The following is a 17,686-nucleotide window of genomic DNA, read 5'->3' as shown; positions in this document are numbered from 1 at the left end:
GGCAACTTAACCTATATTCACCCGCCCGGCCGGATAGGTAACACCTGCACCACGCGTATTGGCCAGCGTAAAGGCCAGCGTCAGCGGGCCCACGCGCCCGACCAGCATCAGGACCATGATGACGCACTGCCCGCTGGTTGAGAGTCCTGAAGTCACACCACGCGATAAACCGGTGGTGGAAGCCGCCGACACCACTTCGAAGGCCAGATCCAAAAAGTTGGCGTGTTCGGTCAGTGTTAACAGAAAGGTGCCTGTCACCACAAAGAATAGCGCAATGATGGTAATCGCCAGCGCCCGCAGGGTCAGGCTGGCATCGATGCTGCGACCGAACAGCACCGGATTGTGTTGCTGGCGCAGGAAGGCACGCGTCGCAACCAGCAGGATGATAAAGGTCGTTAGCTTGATACCACCACCGGTAGAACCACTGCCCGCACCAATGAACATCAGCGTCATCACGAAGAAAGCACTGCCTTGCGTCAGCATGGACGTATCCATGGTCGTAAAACCAGCCGAACGCGGTGCCACTGCCTGGAACCAGCTGGCCCATAACTTGGTACCGAGGCCATGCAGGCTGCCTAGCGTATCCGGGTTGCCATACTCCAGCGCAAACAAGACCAGCATCGCCAGCAGGTTGATGAATAAGGTGCCGATCAACATCAGCTTGGTGTGCAAAGCCAGTTCACGGAAACGCTGCTTGGCGCGCAAGTCGGCGATTACCGCAAAACCTATGCCGCCTGCAATGAACAGGAAAGTGATGACGAGATTAATCAGCGGATTGCCGACGTAATTCCCCAGGCTGTTTGCTTCCAGTCCGAAACCGGCATTGTTGAAAGCTGATACCGCATGGAAGAAGCTGAAAAACAAGCCACGCGACCAGCCCAGTTGCGGCACCCACTGTATCGCCAACAACGCTGTACCAAACAATTCCATCACGATGATGAAACCAAACAGCACGCGCAGCAGCGCCTGCATATCGAGTCGCCCGCTTTGATTCAGCGAATCCTGCAAGGCAGCACGATCACGCAAGGTCAAACGGCCGCTGGTCAGATGGATGATCAATACGCCAAAGGTCAGCAAACCGATACCGCCGAGCTGGATCAGTCCCAGCAACACCCATAAACCAAATTGCGTGAAGTGACTGCCGACATCCACCACTGACAGGCCGGTAATCGTCGATGCCGATACAGCTGTAAACAAAGCCTGCATCCAGGTGGTCGGTGTGTTGCTCGCCATTGGTAACTTCAGCAAGACCGTCCCCACCAGCGACAAGCCGACGAAGGACAGGATCAAGGCCTGTGGCGGCGTCAGGTGCAAGACCTGTCGCCTCACCTGGCGATAGACCAGCGGCGGACGGAACCCGCGTTTCATAAGTATGGGGACAGATTACGCAAATTATCGAGGGTACCGACCATCACCAGTTGATCGCCCACGCGGAAGACGTAGTCATTTGATGGCGGTGTCAGGATTTCCCGCTGATGTTTGACCATCAGCATCTGCACGCCACGCTCGTCCAGGCCCAGTGTGGCGATGCTTTGCCCGACCAGTTTTTCCGATGCACGTACTTCTACCGTGAACAAATCGTGACCCAGGCTGATGTAATCCAACACCTCCGGATACATCATGGCGTGCGCCAGACGCAGCCCCATTTCATGCTCAGGATGCACGATATGGTCCGCACCCAGCTTATGCAGGATGCGGTGATGGTTGTGGTTGAGTGCTTTCGCCCAGACTTCCGGCTTGGGCATATTTTTGACGGTCAGCGTAACCAGGATATTGGCTTCCAGGTCTTCACCGATGGCGACTACCACCGCATCGCTGTCGTGTACGCCGAGGTCGCGCAGTGTGTCTTCGTTACGCGCATCAGCCACCACGGCTTGCGTGATGTCATCGGCTATCGCATTGACGTGCTCCGGGTCGAGGTCTATACCTAGTACATCATTGCCCAGGCGCGCCAGTTCGCGAGCCACCGTAGAGCCGAAGGCTCCCAATCCGATAACGGTAAATGTGCGTTTCATGATGGAAATTCAGCAAGAGATAATGGGCATTAGACCATAAGTACATGGTGGCAGGCGTACTGTAAATCTTACAAGCGTACTTATCTCTGCTGCGCCCTCACCACACTCTGTGGCAGATCTAGGTTTGGCGATCGCGCGCGACACAGTACAATACAAACACAGCACCATGTCTTACACACCATACGAAACGAATAGTTATGCAATTCCAGCACCTGGTAGAAATCAACGACCCACTCAACCCGCTAATCGATACGCTGACGCGCGATCAACTGTGGCGCGGCCTGGTCATGCGTGCAGAATCGCCCAAGCTGTTCATCCCGTGGCTGGATGAATGCAAGCTCTTGTCGCGCAGTGAAGAGGTGATAGCGCGCACGCTGCGCTATGGTGAGTTGCTGGTGCATGACCGCGTCAACCTGACGCCTCTGCAACAAGTGCACTATGACGTCCCGGCGCAGGAAGATATTCCGGCATCCAGCCTGCTGATTACGATAGAGGAACCGAGTCCGGGTGCCCTGTTCGTACGTTTTGCGTATGACACCGGCACCAGCGATGACGATATGGATGCTTTCTACAATGAATTCCGCCGGTCCGCTTACCAGGAAGCCGATATCGATACGATACGCATCATCCGTCAGCTGGCAGAAGAAGGCCGGCTGAATTTGCCGGTTTGAGCGCAAACAAGATCAGCAACAGACAATAAAAAACGCCGGGCATGCCCGACGTTTTTGTTTTCATGTGCAAAAAATCAGTCTGGTACTTTGATCGAGTTTTTAACTGATTTGACGCCAGCAGCTTTCTTCGCTGTTTCACCAGCCAGGTATTGCTGCCAGTCGTTTTTCACTGTGCCGGACAAGGTAACTGCGCCGTCTGCCGTCGCTGCTACTGCAATTTTGGTACCTTTCAGTTCACTTTCCTTCGCCAGTGTCGCTTCCACTGCTTTTTGCAGTGCAGGGCTAGGAGCCGCTGCAGGTGCAGCTGCGGCCGGTGCAGCCGCTGGCGCCGGGGTCGCTGCCGGAGCAGGTTTTGCATCGGATTTTGTATCTGTTGCAGTAGACGCGCAACCAGCCAAGAATGCCGAAACGAATGCCAATGCGACAGCGCGTTGAACGTATTTCATAGTGTCTCCTCTATGTTTTCTTTGATTTGGTTTTTTGGTGTTGCTCTATATTGAAAGCTAAGCTGCTCTCGAGGTGAGTATAGGCACAGCCCTTGCGAAAAAGGTAAGCCAGGGCAAGTTTTTTTTGAGCAGAATTGACCTTGGACAGCCCGCCAGCGCGCTTTATGTCGTTTGCCCGCAACAACGCGCTGACATAGCAGATCCCGGGCATCGCGCACCATCAGCCCGCCCCATATTGCGACGCAGCATAGCCCGGCTATTCCGCCATAAAGCCGGTGCTTTGCAGCCCTGTCAGTATCATGTCGATCGCGATCGTCCCTATCAGCAGCGCTGACATCCGCCCGACCAAATCAATATAACGATCCGTCATCGCTGCATGCCGCTCCTTCAGCTTGTCATGCGCGACCTTCATCACCACCAGTATGCTGACTGTCAGGATCAGGGTGCCGACGATCACCACAGCCGCACCACCCAGGGGCAAGCGCGTACCGATGACGACCGCCGCACTGACGGTACCCGGTCCTATCATGATAGGCATCGCGATACTACCCGCCATCGCAGTCGGATTGTCGCGCAGGCTTTCGATCGCGGCCGCACCGGAAAACACATAGCGCAAACCAATCAGCAGGAAGACGATGCCGCCAAAGATCTGGAAGGAAGCGAAACGTACCTGCAGATAATCGCGGAAGAAGGCTTCGCCACCCCAGGCAAACAGCACAAACACGCAGGCACTGATCATGCTGCCACGTATCAGTACCCGCGCAAACGTCGGCGTCGGCAAACCCCTGATCAAGTCGAGCAAATAAATGCTCATCAGGAAGGGGTTGAACAAGGCAAAGAACAGCGCAAAAGAACGCAGGTAAGCTTCTTCCATAAGTCCTTTCGTGACAGCTATGCCGTTCAGGCGATCAGCAGGGCTTCCGGTTTAAGTTCAGCAATGCCCTCACGCGCAGCGACGAATTCCGGACGCGGTGTCAGGCCACCTTTCGGCTCGTCGAGCTGATTGGCGATGCTGTTGTAGACGAAGAAGACATTGCTGCGCGGGTAAGGCGTGATGTTGCCATTCGAGCCGTGCATGGTATTGCAGTCGAAGAAGACCACCGAACCTGCTTTGCCTGCGCACGAAGTGATCCCGCCCATATCAGCCAGATAGCGCAGCAGGATAGGATCGGGCACGCCGACTTCCTGCTTCTTCAGTGACTTCTTATAGTTCTCATCCGGTGTCTCGCCCATGCAGGACACATAGTGATGGTGCGAACCCGGGATGAGCATCAGCGGGCCATTGCACTCGCTGTTATCGGTCAACAGGATGGAACAGCTCAATGCGCGCATGGCTGGCATGCCGTCTTCGCTATGCCAGGTTTCAAAATCCGAATGCCAGTAAAACTCTTTGCCGGTGAAGCCGGGTTTGTAGTTGATACGCGACTGGTGGATATAGACTTCGCTACCCAGGATTTCACGCGCCACATTCAACACGCGTGGATCACGCACCAGGTTGGCGAAGATCTCATTCAGGCGATGCACATTGAAGATGGAACGCACTTCACCACTGCCTGGTTCGGCAATCACTTCCTTGCGTCCGGCATTCGTGAATTCTTCACGCATGCCTTGCATCGCATTGAACAAGTAATTCACTTCGTCCGAATTGAATAATTCCGGCATCAGCAGGAAACCGTTTTTTTCATACGATGCACGCTGTGCAGCATCGAGTGCCGCCTTGCGTTTGTTCTCGACTTCATACACTACCGGATCCTGGCGCGCCAGGATGCCGGCATTGTTTTGCGTACGTGTGGGGTAAGCATCTTGCGATAGCATGATCATCTTCTCCTCAACTTTCTGCTGTGACTTTTTCGGTTTTGGCGGCAGCGATATTGCTGACCGGTTCTTCCGGGACTAATTGATAGACACCGTTCTCATCATGCGTCTCGGTTCCGGCCAGCGGCGGATTGAAGGTACAGATCAGGTGCAGATCTGTTTCCGCACGCAACCAGTGTTCATCGTTTTTATTCAGCGCATACAAGGTACCCGGCTCGATGCGGAAGGTTTCACCGGAAGGAATCAGCTCAACCGAGCCGACGCCTTCGACGCAGTACACACCTTCCAGATGGTGCTGGTACCAGATATGCGTTTGCGTACCGGCATAGATGACAGTGTGATGCATGGAAAAGCCCATGCCGTCTTCGCGCAAGAGCAGGCGACGGCTGGCCCAGGTCTTGGCTTTCACATCACGGCTGGTATCGAGTATGTCTTTCAGTCGGCGCACGATCATACGGTCACCTCTTTATTCGATTCGACGTTGTCCTTGATTTTTTCATCAACGGCTTCGGCGACTGCATGCTCAAGGATGTCGAGACCGGCCAGCAGGGTTTCCTGTTCGATGGTGAGTGGCATCAGCAATTTGACGACTTCATCCTCACCACCCGAGGTTTCGATAATCAAACCGTTCTGGAAGGCGATACTGGTGATGCGATCTGCCAGCGCCGGGTCGGCACAGGCGATCCCTTGCATCATGCCGCGCCCACGACGCGTGAGTTGCGCATCCGGATAGCTGGCGACCAGCTTGTCGAGGAAGGCTTCGATGACCAGTGATTTCTTTTGGATAGACATCTGGAAGCGATTGTCGCCCCAGTAGTGTTGCAAGGCGGCGGTCGCTGTCACGAAGGCCAGATTGTTGCCACGGAAGGTGCCGTTGTGCTGGCCCGGTTTCCATACATCGAGCTGCGGTTTCATCAGCAGCACCGCCATCGGCAAGCCAAAACCAGACAGTGATTTCGAGAGCGTGATGATGTCCGGTTTGATACCGGCCGGCTCGAAGCTGAAGAAAGTGCCGGTACGGCCGCAACCAGCCTGGATGTCATCGACGATGAGCAGGATTTCATGGCGCTGGCACAGTTGTTCCAGCTTTTTCAGCCAGTTCAGCCCGGCCACATTCAGACCACCCTCGCCTTGTACACACTCAACAATGATGGCGGCAGGCAAATCAACACCGCTGCTCGGATCGACGATTAGTTTGTCCAGCATTGCGATGGTGTCGATGTTCATCCCGAAATAGCCGGAGTATGGCGCGCGATGCACGTCATTCAGCGAGACACCAGCGGCATCGCGGAATTTGCGATTACCGGTCAGCGCCAGCGAACCCAGCGACACGCCGTGGAAACCATTGGTGAATGAAATCACCATCTGACGGCCCGTCACATTACGCGCCAGCTTGATCGCGGCTTCTACTGCATTGGTACCGGTCGGACCGGTGAACTGAATCTTGTACTGCATCTTGCGTGGCACCAGTACATGGCTTTCGAAGGTTTGCAGAAAGGTTTTCTTGGCGCTGGTCGCCATGTCGAGCCCGTGCACGATACCGTCTTCCGACAAGTAATCGATGACGGCCTGCTTCATGATCGGATTGTTGTGACCATAGTTCAGCGTGCCTGCGCCGGCGAGGAAGTCTATGTAGCTGCGACCACCTTCATCGGTGAGTACGGCGTTTTGCGCTTTCGCAAAAACGGTAGGGAATGAACGGATGTAACCGCGAACTTCTGATTCAAGTCGATTGAATATACGCATCGTGTTTCTCCTGATGGTGGGTAAGTGAAATGATCGGGCCGCACGCAATCAAGCTGCGCGCAAACCCGGACCAAGTTGATACAGCCATTCTTCTTCATGCTGACCGGCACCGAATTCGCTGGCGGCCAGGTAAGGCTGCGCCTGTATGTCTACGCGATGACGCCGGGCATAGCTTTCGAATAATTTGCGTGAGCCGATATTGCTGGGGCTGATGGTGGTTTCAATTTTCTGAAACCGGTAACTGGCGGCACAATGTGCTATCAGTTGGTCCAGCATGCGGGAGGCGATCTGGTGGCCTTGCATGTCTGGTGCGACGGCGACTTGCCAGATGAAAAGCGTGTCTGGCTTCGCTGGTGGGATGTAGGCGGTGATGGCACCGACCAGTTGACCTTCTGCTTCTGCCACAACGCAAGTCGCGGCATGGTGTTCGCACAGCAGTAGGTAGGCGTAGCGGGAGTTCAGGTCCAGAGGCGGACAGCTTGCGATCAAATCATGCAGGGCTGCGCCATCACTACGTTCGGGCGGGCGCAGCGTGATGTAATCGGCTGCGCTGGCTACTTCCGTGTTCATGCTTTCTCCTTTTCCGAGAAAAGCGATCCCCACAGCCAGTAAAGGCCATAGTTACACTCATCAGTTATGGGAGATCAGGTTTGCGGCGGAGCTTGTATTACTTACACAAGCATCCTGCTACACAGGTTCGGCAGGTATTTTGGCTTCGAGCAAAGAGGCAAATTGTTCCAGCGTGACGATCAAAGCCTGGCGGTCGGTTTCGGGTAATGAGCCTAGCAGGCTATCGAAACCATTCGGTAATGCCGACGGTGCGTTGGCGAGGACCTGTTGGCCCGCCTCAGTCACGGCGACAAATACATTGCGGCGGTCACGCGTATCGCGCTCACGCTGCACCAAGCCTTTTTCTTCCAGCCGGTCGACAATGCCGACCACGGTACTAGGACTGAGTTGTATGGCACGCCCTATGGATCTAAGCGTACTCGGCCCTAATTCTGCAATTGCAAGAAGTGCCACTAGTTGTGGCGATGTGATGTTATGAGTGACTGCCAGACGCTTGGAGTGGTGCTCCACGCACTGCGCTATGCGACGTACGCTTTGCAAGATGCGTATCGAATCATTGACGGTAACAAGTTTGGCGATGTCATTCATGACCGCGAGTTTAGCGACACTTTTTCATTCTGTCGCGCAGCATCACGATAACCTCACATTTTCCTGTTTTTGATATCCCGGTTGCTTGATTAACAAGCCGTCATCTTACCCGCCTGATCGGTTGATGTCAAATCATTCGTATACGAACAATATTGATAGGAATCATTATTTCATCTCAGCATTTCTATATGCGGGATGCCGTCTTCCATATAAATATCGGAAACCGGGAGGAAACCAAAGCCGCCGTAATAGGCTTGCAAGTGCTCTTGCGCCGAAATCCGGATCGCGCATCGCGGGAACAATAATTCGGTGCGGCGTATGCCTTCCGCCAATAATTGTTTGCCCAGCCCGGCACCGCGCGCAGACTGTACGGTCAATACGCGGCCCAGCGAGGCTTCGACATATTTCTCACCCGGCGCGAAGCAGCGCAGGTAGGCCAGCAACTGGCGCTGCCCGTCTGGCTCACCCCAGCCCAACAAGTGATAAGCACGCGGGTCGGCACCATCAATATCCGGATACAGACATTGCTGTTCCAGCACAAATACATCCTGCCGCGCGCGCAGTACTTCATACCAACTGGCACCGTCCAGTTGGCCGAACGCCGCCCATTGCCATTCCAGCTTAGTCATTACTTGGCGCAGCCTTCCATGCCGCAAGCCTGCAGTTTCAAATCTTCGCTGCGCTGTAAGGTGTGACGTTCGAGGCAGGAGAAATGCAGCAAGGGCCAGATCGAACCGGATTCTTCCCGCAAACCGGTATTGGCCAGGCAATCCTTGTCGCGGAAGCTGATCCAGGCACGCTGCGCATCGCGCAAACGCTGTTTGCCGGTCGCATCCTGCTGCGCCATGAGTTGCTTGTATTGCTGATTGAGTTTCTGGTCGGCCGTGCTATAGCGATGGCTGGCGCACATATTCATGGTCAGCTGGTTTTTGTCGCAATCCTTCAGCGCTTCCTGCATCAGCGCCTGATCCTGCGCCAGCGCCGCGCCACTGAGCAGCAACAGACTTGCAAACAAATGATGGATTTTCATTTCTTGCTCCAGTATCCGAATTCAGCTTCGTAACAAGTTACATCCAGTTCCGCCACTTTATCCTGCATTGCCGATTGCGCATCAGCGATAGCCTGATTGTAGATGCAAGGGCCGAGTTCACGGACGCAGTAGTCGAGCAAGAGCTTGGCCTTCAGGTCGCCTATGCTTTCATCCATGTTGACATCAAAGTAACGACGGATAGAACCGATCAAACGTTCTTCGGTTTCTGCACTGAGTTTGATGGTCATGCTGGCCTCTGCTTCTGGGTGTGGGTACTGCGTAATTAAATATCTACCGGATCCACTTCCAGCGACCAGCGCACCCGCGTCTTCATTTCGCGCAAGGTAGCGATCCAGACTTTGAGGAAAGCCTGCAAGGCCGGACGCGAGGTACATTCGACCAGCAATTGCGCGCGGTCGACATTGGCGACACGTGTCATGGTCATCGGTATCGGGTCATTCATGGTGATGCCCGGATAATCAACGCAGGCGATCGCTTCATGCAGGAAATCCAGCGCGATCTTGATTTCCTTCGCTTCGGCGCGCAGCAAGGCCTGGTATATAAAAGGCGGGAAACTCGCCTGCTGACGTTCTTCCAATAGCTCCGTCGCAAACGTATCGTAGTCGTGGCTGCGTACTGCGGCATACAAGGGATGCTGCGGATAGCGCGTCTGTATCAGCACTTCACTCGCACTGCCCCCCTCTTTCTGCGCTGCACGTCCGGCGCGACCGGCTACCTGCATCAGTTGCGCAAACAAGCGCTCACTGGCACGGTAATCATGCGAGAACAAGGCTGTGTCCGGATTCAGTACGCCGACCAGAGTCAGGTTCTGGAAATCATGACCCTTGGCTACCATTTGCGTGCCGATCAGGATATCGACTTCACCCCGGTGCACGGTATCAAACGCTTCCTGCGCACTGCCCTTGCGTCGCGTCGAATCCGCGTCTATGCGCATGATGCGCGCCTCGGGAAATATTTGCTGCAGGCTTTCTTCGACCCGCTGCGTACCGCGGCCCAAAGGTTGCAGGTCGACGTTGCCGCAAGTCGGGCAGGATTTAGGGATGCGTTGCTCGAAGCCGCAGTGATGGCAGCGCAAACGCTTATCCAGTTTGTGCAAAACCAGGAAAGCACTGCAACGCGTACAGTTGCTGATCCAGCCACAGGAATCGCAAGCGATCACCGGTGCGTAACCACGTCGGTTCAGAAACAGCAGTGATTGCTCACCACGCTCCATCCGCAACTTCAGCGCGGCGATCAGCGTCGCGCTGACGCCTTCTATCATTTGCTCGCGTGGTGCCTTGCGTTCCAGATCAATCAAGCCGACCTTGGGCAAAACCGCGTCCTTGACCGCCCGTTCGCGCAACTCCAGTTTGCGATAGCGGCCGGATTGCGCGTGATGCCAGGTTTCCAGTGATGGCGTGGCGGAACCCAGCACGATGGGGATACTCAGCTGATGTGCACGCCAGACCGCGAGGTCGCGTGCCGAATAGCGCAAACCCTCCTGCTGCTTATAGGAAGGATCGTGTTCTTCATCGACGATGATCAGTTTCAAGTTGGGCAGCGAAGACAGGATAGCCAGGCGCGTACCCAATATGATGCGCGCTTGCCCCAGATGCGCGGCCAGCCAGTGCATCATGCGCTCGCCCTCGGCCAGCCCGCTATGCAAGGTGGCGACCATTACCCCTGGGAAGCGCGCCCGCACATTGGCCTCAAGTTGCGGTGTGAGATTGATCTCCGGCACCAGGATCAGGATTTGCGCCGGGTTATCGTCTTCCTTGCTATGCGCCAGGATTTGCGCCGCCGCCTGCAGATAGACTTCCGTCTTGCCACTGCCGGTCACGCCATACAACAAGGTCGGCGCGAATCCGCTGGCGCGCGCGATGGCATCGGCGGCCTCTTGCTGCGCCGGATTGAGTTGCGGCGTCGCAAACGGCGTAGCATCATGGATCGCGTCACGTTTGGCCAGCTTCTTGATCGCCTTGTCCAGCGAGGTAGTTTTCAACAAACGCAGGTTTTTCGGCAAACCCGGTATCGCGACTTCACCCAGCGGACGCTGATAGTAATCGGCGGCAAATGTACATAGCGCTATCCATTCCGCAGATAAAGGCGCCAGTTGTGCACGCACGGCCAACGCGGATTTGAGCTTATCCAGCGGCACATCGGTCTCGTCCTGCACAGCCACTATCAGACCCATGACTTCACGCCGGCCAAAAGGCACCAGCGCTAACTGACCGGTCAAAGGCCGCGGCGCATCAGCCTCCAGGCTCCACAGATAGTCGAAGCAGAAATCGAGAGGCGTGTCGAGGGCGACTTTAAGGATGCAGTGTTCCACGGACTTAATGTGTTACCTGAGAAAATGACCTAACTACCGGTTTCATAAGCGCTTTTTTAACTATCCACAGTCGCTGTGGATAACTTTGTGGATAAGGACCTCTTGACAGGCAGGGAGGCCAGCATTGATGCGGCTTCCAATAGATTGCCTAAAACCGAAGCACAAATAAACCCTATAAAAATCAACAACTTATAAATAGATGATTTTTGCTATGAATAAAACTTCTAAATAAATGTTATTGCTATGCACAAGTATATTTTTGTGTATAAGTTTGCTTCGGCCATACCCCAAACACCTTTTTTCTGTCAATTTTTTCGTGCTGCGTACCAATTATGTACACCTTGGATATCAGCGCCCGGGCCAGGCCGGCAAACAGGCAAAAAGCGGCATTTAAGATGTCGGATTTTATTGCATCTGCACAGGAAGCTCACATTCAACTTGAGAATATTCCGTAACTCGCGGTTTCATAAACGATTTTCAAAAGTATCCACAAGCCTGTGGATAACTTTGTGAATAAGTACTTCTTCGTAACTATCGTACAGACATTCAGCCCAGTATCAGCTCGCCAGCCTTTTTTCGCGGGGAAATTAAACTCTTTAAAATCAATAAGATATATAAATTCTGCCCGGGGACTCAAAAAACCAAATAGTAGCCATTCTCGATACCGACTTGCACCATTTTGTGAATAAGCTAGGAAGTTTCTTGCTGGGGAACCACAAAAAACAAGCTTCCACATCCGCCCTGCACTTCTTGGTAGCAATATTTCTCAGATTGCAATTTCTGCTAGCGAAAACCCAAGCCATCACCAAACCTCAAGTGAAATATCAACAAGTGCGCTAAGCCCTCGTTTCTAAAGCTCTTTTTTTTCTATCCACAAATCCTGTGGATAACTTTGTGGATAAGCGGCTTAGATGGCGGGAAACGCCATGTTCCATGCGGGTTTCAATAAAATGCCAAAACAAAAAGCAAAATATTTATTCAATAAAATCAAATACTTACGGAAAACGATTTGTTACGAAATGTTAATGCAAGACCAAATCGGCAAAATGGCAGTCAAGGCCTCATTCTGTGCATAAGCTGAATTAATGCGCGCCAAAACCGGGCGTTTTTAACGTCAGTTTCGGCGCTGTAGCCGTTAATTAGCGCCGCTGCCCACAGACAGGCACTGATTACTTATGCAGGGGGCGGCTGAACTCGTGGACGGCCTCAACCAGTACCGACACCGCTTCTGGCGGCGTGAACTGCGAAATGCCATGACCGAGATTGAACACATGCCCGGAACCGGCACTGTGTTTGCCGAAGGAATCCAATACTTTGGCCACTTCGCTGCGAATCTGGTCCGGCTGCGCAAACAGAATGCTAGGGTCCAGATTGCCTTGCAGGGCAACGCGGTCACCGACTTTGGCACGCGCCGCGCCGAGATTGACGGTCCAGTCGAGGCCGACCGCATCTGCGCCGACTGCGGCTATTTCCTTGAGCCACAAACCACCGCCTTTGGTAAACACGATGCTAGGGATGCGCACGCCGTCTTTTTCTGTTTTGACATGTTTCATCACTTCACGCATATAGTGCAGCGAGAATTGCTGATATGCGCCATCGGCCAGCGCACCGCCCCAGGTATCAAACATCATCACTGCCTGCGCACCGGCGTCGATCTGGGCATTCAGGTAAGCCGCCACAGTCAGTGCATTGGTTTGCAGGATGTGGTGCATCAGGTCCGGGCGGTTGTACAGCATGGCCTTGACGGTGCGGAAGTCGTCCGAACCGCCGCCCTCGACCATATAGCAGGCCAGCGTCCACGGGCTGCCGGTAAAGCCGATCAACGGCACGCGGCCTTTCAATTCGGTACGGATTTGCGTGACCGCGTCAAAAACGTATTGCAGCGAGCCCAGCTCCGGCACTTTCAGCGCCTGCACTGCTTTTTCATCACGCAAAGGACGTTCAAACTTTGGCCCTTCGCTTTCGATGAAGTACAAACCCAGGCCCATCGCATCCGGTACCGTCAGGATGTCCGAAAACAGGATGGCCGCATCCAGGTCGTAACGATCCAGCGGCTGCAGCGTCACTTCGGTAGCAAAATCAGGGCTCTTGGCCAGACCAAGGAAAGAACCGGCACGGGCACGGGTGGCACGATACTCAGGCAGGTAGCGACCGGCCTGGCGCATCAGCCACAAAGGCGTGTATTCGGTAGGTTGGCGCAACAATGCGCGTAAGAAGGTGTCGTTCTGGAGCGGAGCAAATTGTGTAGGCATCAGACTTGTCATCACGGCATTAATTGAGCCGCTATTATCCCCTAAAGAATGCATGGCCGGACCTTCGATGCCACTCTGTCAGCAAATTCAAAGTCCGGGTTTATTTATTGTGTCCTATCTTAAGCAGCTTATCCGCGTGCTCCTGTTCTGCCAGCACACGTATATAGTCAACGAAATCCTGATCTTCGCCTCGTAACAGCTGCGGCAACAGATAATAAAAATCCTCGCGGCGGCACCATTCACGCATGTAATCATCCCACGAATGCCAACGGCGCAAAGCGATGCCACGCATATTCGGGACATACGAAACGATATATGCACGCTCGAATAATGCGATCAGCATTTCATAAATGATGAGCGTGCGCTCTTTTTGATCTGCGCTGAGGTCGCTGCGTGCTGTCGCACTGCGCAAGCGCAAATCCGGATTATCCAGCACGATCTTGAGGAAGTCGTTATACGCATCCTGCAGCAACTGGTAGGCCTCTTCGTCTTCGGCGTCACGTTCCTTGCGCTGTTCAAACAGGAAGATATAAATTGCAAACGGCAGCGCCAGTGTCGTCACGACATAACTGGCAACCTCCCAAAATGCGATATCGAGAAGAAAGCTCATGGCGGCACCGTGGAGAGAAAGATGATTCAGTGTAACGCGAGCATGCGCGAACTCCACCATCAGCGCTTACAATACTTGCACGGCAATTCGACACGGGGCACAGATGCAGCAAGTACTTCAATGCGACATCCTGATCGTAGGCGGCGGCATCAATGGTGCCGGCATCGCGCGCGATGCGGCTGGCCGCGGCCTCTCGGTGGTACTGTGCGAAAAAGATGACCTAGCGGCACACACCTCGTCCGCCTCCACCAAGCTGATACACGGTGGCCTTCGGTATCTGGAAAATTATGAATTCAGCCTGGTGCGCAAAGCGCTGATAGAGCGTGAAATCCTGCTGCGCTCGGCGCCGCACATCATGCATCCTTTACGCTTCGTCATGCCGCACGATCAGGGACAGCGCCCGGCCTGGATGATACGTGCAGGTTTGTTCCTGTATGACCATTTGGCCAAACGCGAACTGCTACCCGGTTCACGCGGTATCAATTTGCGTACGCATACGGCCGGTAGTCCGTTAAAGGAAGAATTCAGCAAGGGCTTCGTCTATTCTGATGGCTGGGTCAACGATGCGCGCCTGGTTGTATTGAATGCAATCGCTGCCGCAGAACAAGGCGCCCGCATACTGACGCGTACCGCTTGCGTCGCCGTCACACGGCAAGCGGATAAATGGCAAGCGATCTTGCGCACCAGGGACAATGAAGAAATCCAGGTTGAGGCCAAGCTGCTGATCAATGCCGCTGGACCCTGGGCCGCCAGCTTCCTGCACAACACCGTACACGGTCGCAGCGGCAAAAAGCTGCGCCTGATCAAAGGCAGCCACATCGTCGTCAGGAAATTATTCGACCACCCCTACGCCTACATCTTCCAGCATCCGGACGGTCGCATCGTCTTCGCGATTCCGTATGAACAAGACTACACGCTGATAGGCACTACCGATATCGACTATCACGGCGATACCGATAGTGTCAGCATAGACGCCAGCGAGATTGCCTATCTGTGCGAACTATCGAACCACTACTTTAAGCAAGCCATCAATCCGTCTGATGTCGTATGGTCCTACTCCGGCGTGCGTCCGCTGGTTGAAGATGTCAGCGATGATGACAATGAAAAAGCATCAGCGGTGACACGTGATTACAAACTCGCGCTCGATACCGATGCGGCGCCGGTACTCACCATCTTCGGCGGCAAGATCACCACCTTCCGCAAACTGGCAGAAGAAACCGTCGACCTCATCGCGCCCATATTCGACAACCAGCATGGCGCATGGACTGCAGACGCACTCCTCCCTGGTGGCGACATCTACGGTGCACAAGCAAACAACAAGGCCGTATTGGAATTCGACGAGTATGTGCGCGAGCTACAACTAGAGTACGCGTGGCTGCCAGCTGCGCTGGTTGAGCGCTACGCCCGTGCTTACGGTACGCGCATCAAACTATTGCTGAAAGATCGAAGCAACATGGCCGACATGGGCGAAGAAATCGCCCCCGGCTTATTTGCCGCCGAGGTCGAATACCTGACGCACTATGAATGGGCGACCAGTACTGAAGACATACTCTGGCGTCGTACCAAACTGGGATTGCACCTGGCTCAAGGCAGCGCATCGCGCCGCAGCCTGAATCATTGGTTGCAAGAGTTAACTAAGTAAAATACCTCTCGTCTAGTCGCATCCGGCTTGGACAAATTGTCCATTTTTAGACATGTTGCCGTATGGCAGTTAAAATCTCGGCCTGCCGATTCTCCACAAGAGAATTGCGCCATTCGTATACCATGCCAATAAAGCATGCGTGTGTATTGTTAAGCCGTATGAAAGAACCAGCCCATGAGCACCACTTCCCCTGAACTCCAGCTTGAGAAGATTTCCAGATTCATAGGAGGAATCATGCGGGGTCGCGATCCCGATCTGGCGGATCATTTGCAAAGGCTGGACACCCAGGCCGCGCAATTTGGCCGTTACATAGGGCTGCCTGAGCAGGAAGCGAAGCTGCTGGGTATAGGCGCCGGCATCCACGATATCGGCAAACTATGCATCAATGAGCATGTGCTGAACAAGCCATCGCGACTTACTCCTGCCGAATTCTTTTTTATCAAGCAACATCCGATGGCCGGTTATCAGTTGTTGGCACCGCTGGAGCTAGATAAGCGCGTCACTGATTGCGTTTTGTATCATCACGAGAACTACGACGGCAGCGGCTATCCGCAAAGTCTTGCAGGCGAGGACATTCCGCTGTTTGCACGCGCCGTCCGAATCTTGGATTCCTACGATGCGATCACGATGAACCGGCCTTATCACAAGGGGCGCTCTTCGTCGGAGGCCTTGGCGCTGCTGCAAAAAGACAAGAAGTTCTATGATCCTGCCTTGCTCGATTCCTTTACCGAAATGATGCGCACTGCGCCACCCATGTAATTTGTCACTTCGGCGTGGTCACTGTTCGTGCTGCAGCGTGTCATGCCATTTTTTCCTTGCTGCTTATAATAAGGTCGGGTTTTCCGGTTTGTTCCCGGCAGCAATGAACTGCTACCTTATTTCCGAAATTCATTTCACCGCTATGCGTGAGATGCCTTCCGAAGGAGTGAAAAATGACAGGATGGTTTGAACTCGATTACAGCAGCAATGGCCAGTATCGGTTTATCCTCAAGGCTGGCAATGCAGAAACGATTTTGAGCAGCGAGACCTACACCAGCAAAGATGCAGCAGAAAACGGTATCGCATCTGTGCAAAAAAATGCGCCCCTGAATGAGCGCTATGAGAAAGAAACGTCAACAAATGGCCGACCTTACTTCAACCTGAAGGCAGGCAACCATCAAATCATAGGCACCAGCCAGATGTACGCGAGCGAACAGGCACGTGATGCCGGTATCGCATCGGTCAAGGCTAACGGTGCGTCCAGCACTATCAAAGATAAAACCACCTGATAAGCAAAAAGCGGCGGAGTCTGCATCGCACACTCCGCCGCTCCCTGCATGCTTGTACCGTCATCCAGGATATGACGGCATCCGCATAGCGCTTAAACTGTTTCCAGTTAAGCTGCTTTCAGGCTTTGCACATTGTCAGCCACTGCGTCGATCGCAATCTTGCGTGGCTTCAGCGCTTCCGGTATTTCACGCGCCAGTTCTATATTCAACAGGCCGTTATCCAGTTTCGCACCGACGACATAGACGTGATCGGCTAGCTGGAAGCTATGTTCGAAATTACGTGATGCGATACCACGGTGCAGAAAATTGCGCGCGCCTTCTTCACGTGCCTTGCGGCCGGTGATCTTGAGCGTATCGCGCTCGCTTTCGATTTCAATTTCCGAGCGGTCAAAACCGGCGACGGCCATCGTGATGCGGTATTTGTTCTCGCCTACCAGCTCTATGTTGTATGGCGGGTAGCTCGGTTGTGCTTCACCACGCTGTGCTTCGTCGAATAGCTGGGCCAGACGATCAAAGCCGATAGCGGAGCGATAAAGTGGGGAAAAGTCGTATGTACGCATGGTTATATCCTTTTAAAGTTAAGCGATATGGTTAATGCGGACCTCAATTGAGCATCCGCTGAGTCGGATATAAGCGCGACAAAATGAGTTTCAAGATCTTGAAAAATGACTGCTGTGCCCCGATGGCAACGCATTTTTTTC

The 17,686-nt window shown here is 53.8% G+C and carries 20 protein-coding genes; 4 read left to right on the top strand and 16 right to left on the bottom strand.

Annotation, left to right across the window (positions count from 1 at the left end; genetic code table 11):
• Positions 1–6 precede the first annotated feature (6 nt).
• Together H7U06_RS01695 and H7U06_RS01690 are read right to left on the bottom strand one after the other, a co-directional pair.
• Positions 7–1,368: a TrkH family potassium uptake protein gene (locus H7U06_RS01695; protein ID WP_254873106.1), complete on the bottom strand. Its 1,362-nt coding sequence runs from the start codon at positions 1,366–1,368 to the stop codon at positions 7–9.
• A complete protein-coding gene (locus H7U06_RS01690) occupies positions 1,365–2,015 on the bottom strand; it encodes a TrkA family potassium uptake protein (RefSeq protein WP_175624496.1) in 651 nt (216 codons plus the stop codon). The genes H7U06_RS01695 and H7U06_RS01690 overlap by 4 nt, the downstream gene beginning before the upstream one ends.
• A 197-nt stretch (positions 2,016–2,212) precedes the next feature.
• On the opposite strand from H7U06_RS01690, the gene H7U06_RS01685 reads away from it, so the two are divergent.
• Positions 2,213–2,686 carry an SRPBCC family protein gene (locus tag H7U06_RS01685; RefSeq protein ID WP_175624495.1) on the top strand — a complete coding sequence of 158 codons (474 nt, stop codon included), beginning with the start codon at positions 2,213–2,215 and terminating at the stop codon, positions 2,684–2,686.
• A gap of 74 nt (positions 2,687–2,760) precedes the next feature.
• On the opposite strand, the gene H7U06_RS01680 is transcribed toward H7U06_RS01685, so the two are convergent.
• From H7U06_RS01680 to H7U06_RS01620, 13 genes are all read right to left on the bottom strand, one after another.
• Positions 2,761–3,132, bottom strand: coding sequence for a BON domain-containing protein (locus tag H7U06_RS01680; protein ID WP_175624494.1), 372 nt, complete (start codon positions 3,130–3,132; stop codon positions 2,761–2,763).
• A gap of 256 nt (positions 3,133–3,388) precedes the next feature.
• Positions 3,389–4,006: a MarC family protein gene (locus H7U06_RS01675; RefSeq protein WP_175624493.1), complete on the bottom strand. Its 618-nt coding sequence runs from the start codon at positions 4,004–4,006 to the stop codon at positions 3,389–3,391.
• Positions 4,007–4,032: 26 nt separating this feature from the next.
• Entirely contained in the window at positions 4,033–4,953 is a 921-nt protein-coding gene (gene thpD, locus H7U06_RS01670; protein ID WP_217703424.1) for an ectoine hydroxylase, read from the bottom strand.
• 7 nt (positions 4,954–4,960) lie between these two features.
• Complete coding sequence (locus H7U06_RS01665; protein ID WP_175624491.1) at positions 4,961–5,401, bottom strand: ectoine synthase; 441 nt, start codon at positions 5,399–5,401, stop codon at positions 4,961–4,963.
• Positions 5,398–6,693, bottom strand: coding sequence for a diaminobutyrate--2-oxoglutarate transaminase (gene ectB, locus H7U06_RS01660; protein ID WP_175624490.1), 1,296 nt, complete (start codon positions 6,691–6,693; stop codon positions 5,398–5,400). The genes H7U06_RS01665 and ectB overlap by 4 nt, the downstream gene beginning before the upstream one ends.
• A 48-nt stretch (positions 6,694–6,741) precedes the next feature.
• On the bottom strand, positions 6,742–7,263 hold the full coding sequence (gene ectA / locus H7U06_RS01655; RefSeq protein WP_175624489.1) for a diaminobutyrate acetyltransferase: 522 nt from the start codon (positions 7,261–7,263) through the stop codon (positions 6,742–6,744).
• A 117-nt stretch (positions 7,264–7,380) separates the two neighbouring features.
• Positions 7,381–7,851, bottom strand: coding sequence for a MarR family winged helix-turn-helix transcriptional regulator (locus H7U06_RS01650; protein WP_175624488.1), 471 nt, complete (start codon positions 7,849–7,851; stop codon positions 7,381–7,383).
• 170 nt (positions 7,852–8,021) lie between these two features.
• Positions 8,022–8,480 carry a GNAT family N-acetyltransferase gene (locus H7U06_RS01645; protein ID WP_175624487.1) on the bottom strand — a complete coding sequence of 153 codons (459 nt, stop codon included), beginning with the start codon at positions 8,478–8,480 and terminating at the stop codon, positions 8,022–8,024.
• On the bottom strand, positions 8,480–8,881 hold the full coding sequence (locus H7U06_RS01640; protein WP_175624486.1) for a lysozyme inhibitor LprI family protein: 402 nt from the start codon (positions 8,879–8,881) through the stop codon (positions 8,480–8,482). The genes H7U06_RS01645 and H7U06_RS01640 overlap by 1 nt, the downstream gene beginning before the upstream one ends.
• Positions 8,878–9,129, bottom strand: coding sequence for a DUF2164 domain-containing protein (locus H7U06_RS01635; protein ID WP_175624485.1), 252 nt, complete (start codon positions 9,127–9,129; stop codon positions 8,878–8,880). The genes H7U06_RS01640 and H7U06_RS01635 overlap by 4 nt, the downstream gene beginning before the upstream one ends.
• A 35-nt stretch (positions 9,130–9,164) precedes the next feature.
• Entirely contained in the window at positions 9,165–11,213 is a 2,049-nt protein-coding gene (locus H7U06_RS01630) for a primosomal protein N' (protein WP_175624484.1), read from the bottom strand.
• 1,169 nt (positions 11,214–12,382) lie between these two features.
• The gene (gene hemE, locus H7U06_RS01625; protein ID WP_175624483.1) at positions 12,383–13,465 is read right to left on the bottom strand and encodes a uroporphyrinogen decarboxylase; all 1,083 of its coding nucleotides are present in this window, start codon (positions 13,463–13,465) and stop codon (positions 12,383–12,385) included.
• A 100-nt stretch (positions 13,466–13,565) separates the two neighbouring features.
• Positions 13,566–14,075, bottom strand: coding sequence for a hypothetical protein (locus H7U06_RS01620; RefSeq protein WP_175624482.1), 510 nt, complete (start codon positions 14,073–14,075; stop codon positions 13,566–13,568).
• 103 nt (positions 14,076–14,178) lie between these two features.
• On the opposite strand from H7U06_RS01620, the gene glpD reads away from it, so the two are divergent.
• The 3 genes from glpD (at position 14,179) to H7U06_RS01605 (ending at position 16,985) form a co-directional block, all read left to right on the top strand.
• On the top strand, positions 14,179–15,717 hold the full coding sequence (gene glpD / locus H7U06_RS01615; protein ID WP_175624481.1) for a glycerol-3-phosphate dehydrogenase: 1,539 nt from the start codon (positions 14,179–14,181) through the stop codon (positions 15,715–15,717).
• Between the two features lie 174 nt (positions 15,718–15,891).
• A complete protein-coding gene (locus tag H7U06_RS01610; protein ID WP_175624480.1) occupies positions 15,892–16,476 on the top strand; it encodes an HD-GYP domain-containing protein in 585 nt (194 codons plus the stop codon).
• A 173-nt stretch (positions 16,477–16,649) separates the two neighbouring features.
• Positions 16,650–16,985 (top strand): YegP family protein, encoded by a 336-nt coding sequence (locus tag H7U06_RS01605; RefSeq protein ID WP_175624479.1) that lies wholly within the window; start codon positions 16,650–16,652, stop codon positions 16,983–16,985.
• A 107-nt stretch (positions 16,986–17,092) separates the two neighbouring features.
• Here the strand turns inward: H7U06_RS01605 and H7U06_RS01600 are convergent, their stop codons facing one another.
• Positions 17,093–17,545 carry an Hsp20 family protein gene (locus H7U06_RS01600; protein ID WP_175624478.1) on the bottom strand — a complete coding sequence of 151 codons (453 nt, stop codon included), beginning with the start codon at positions 17,543–17,545 and terminating at the stop codon, positions 17,093–17,095.
• Between the last annotated feature and the right edge of the window lie 141 nt (positions 17,546–17,686).

Source organism: Herminiimonas sp. Marseille-P9896 (genome assembly GCF_903993245.1).
Classification (GTDB): domain Bacteria; phylum Pseudomonadota; class Gammaproteobacteria; order Burkholderiales; family Burkholderiaceae_D; genus Oxalicibacterium; species Oxalicibacterium contaminans.
Note: the sequence above shows the minus strand (reverse complement) of the source record. Positions and strands in the feature narration are given on the sequence as shown.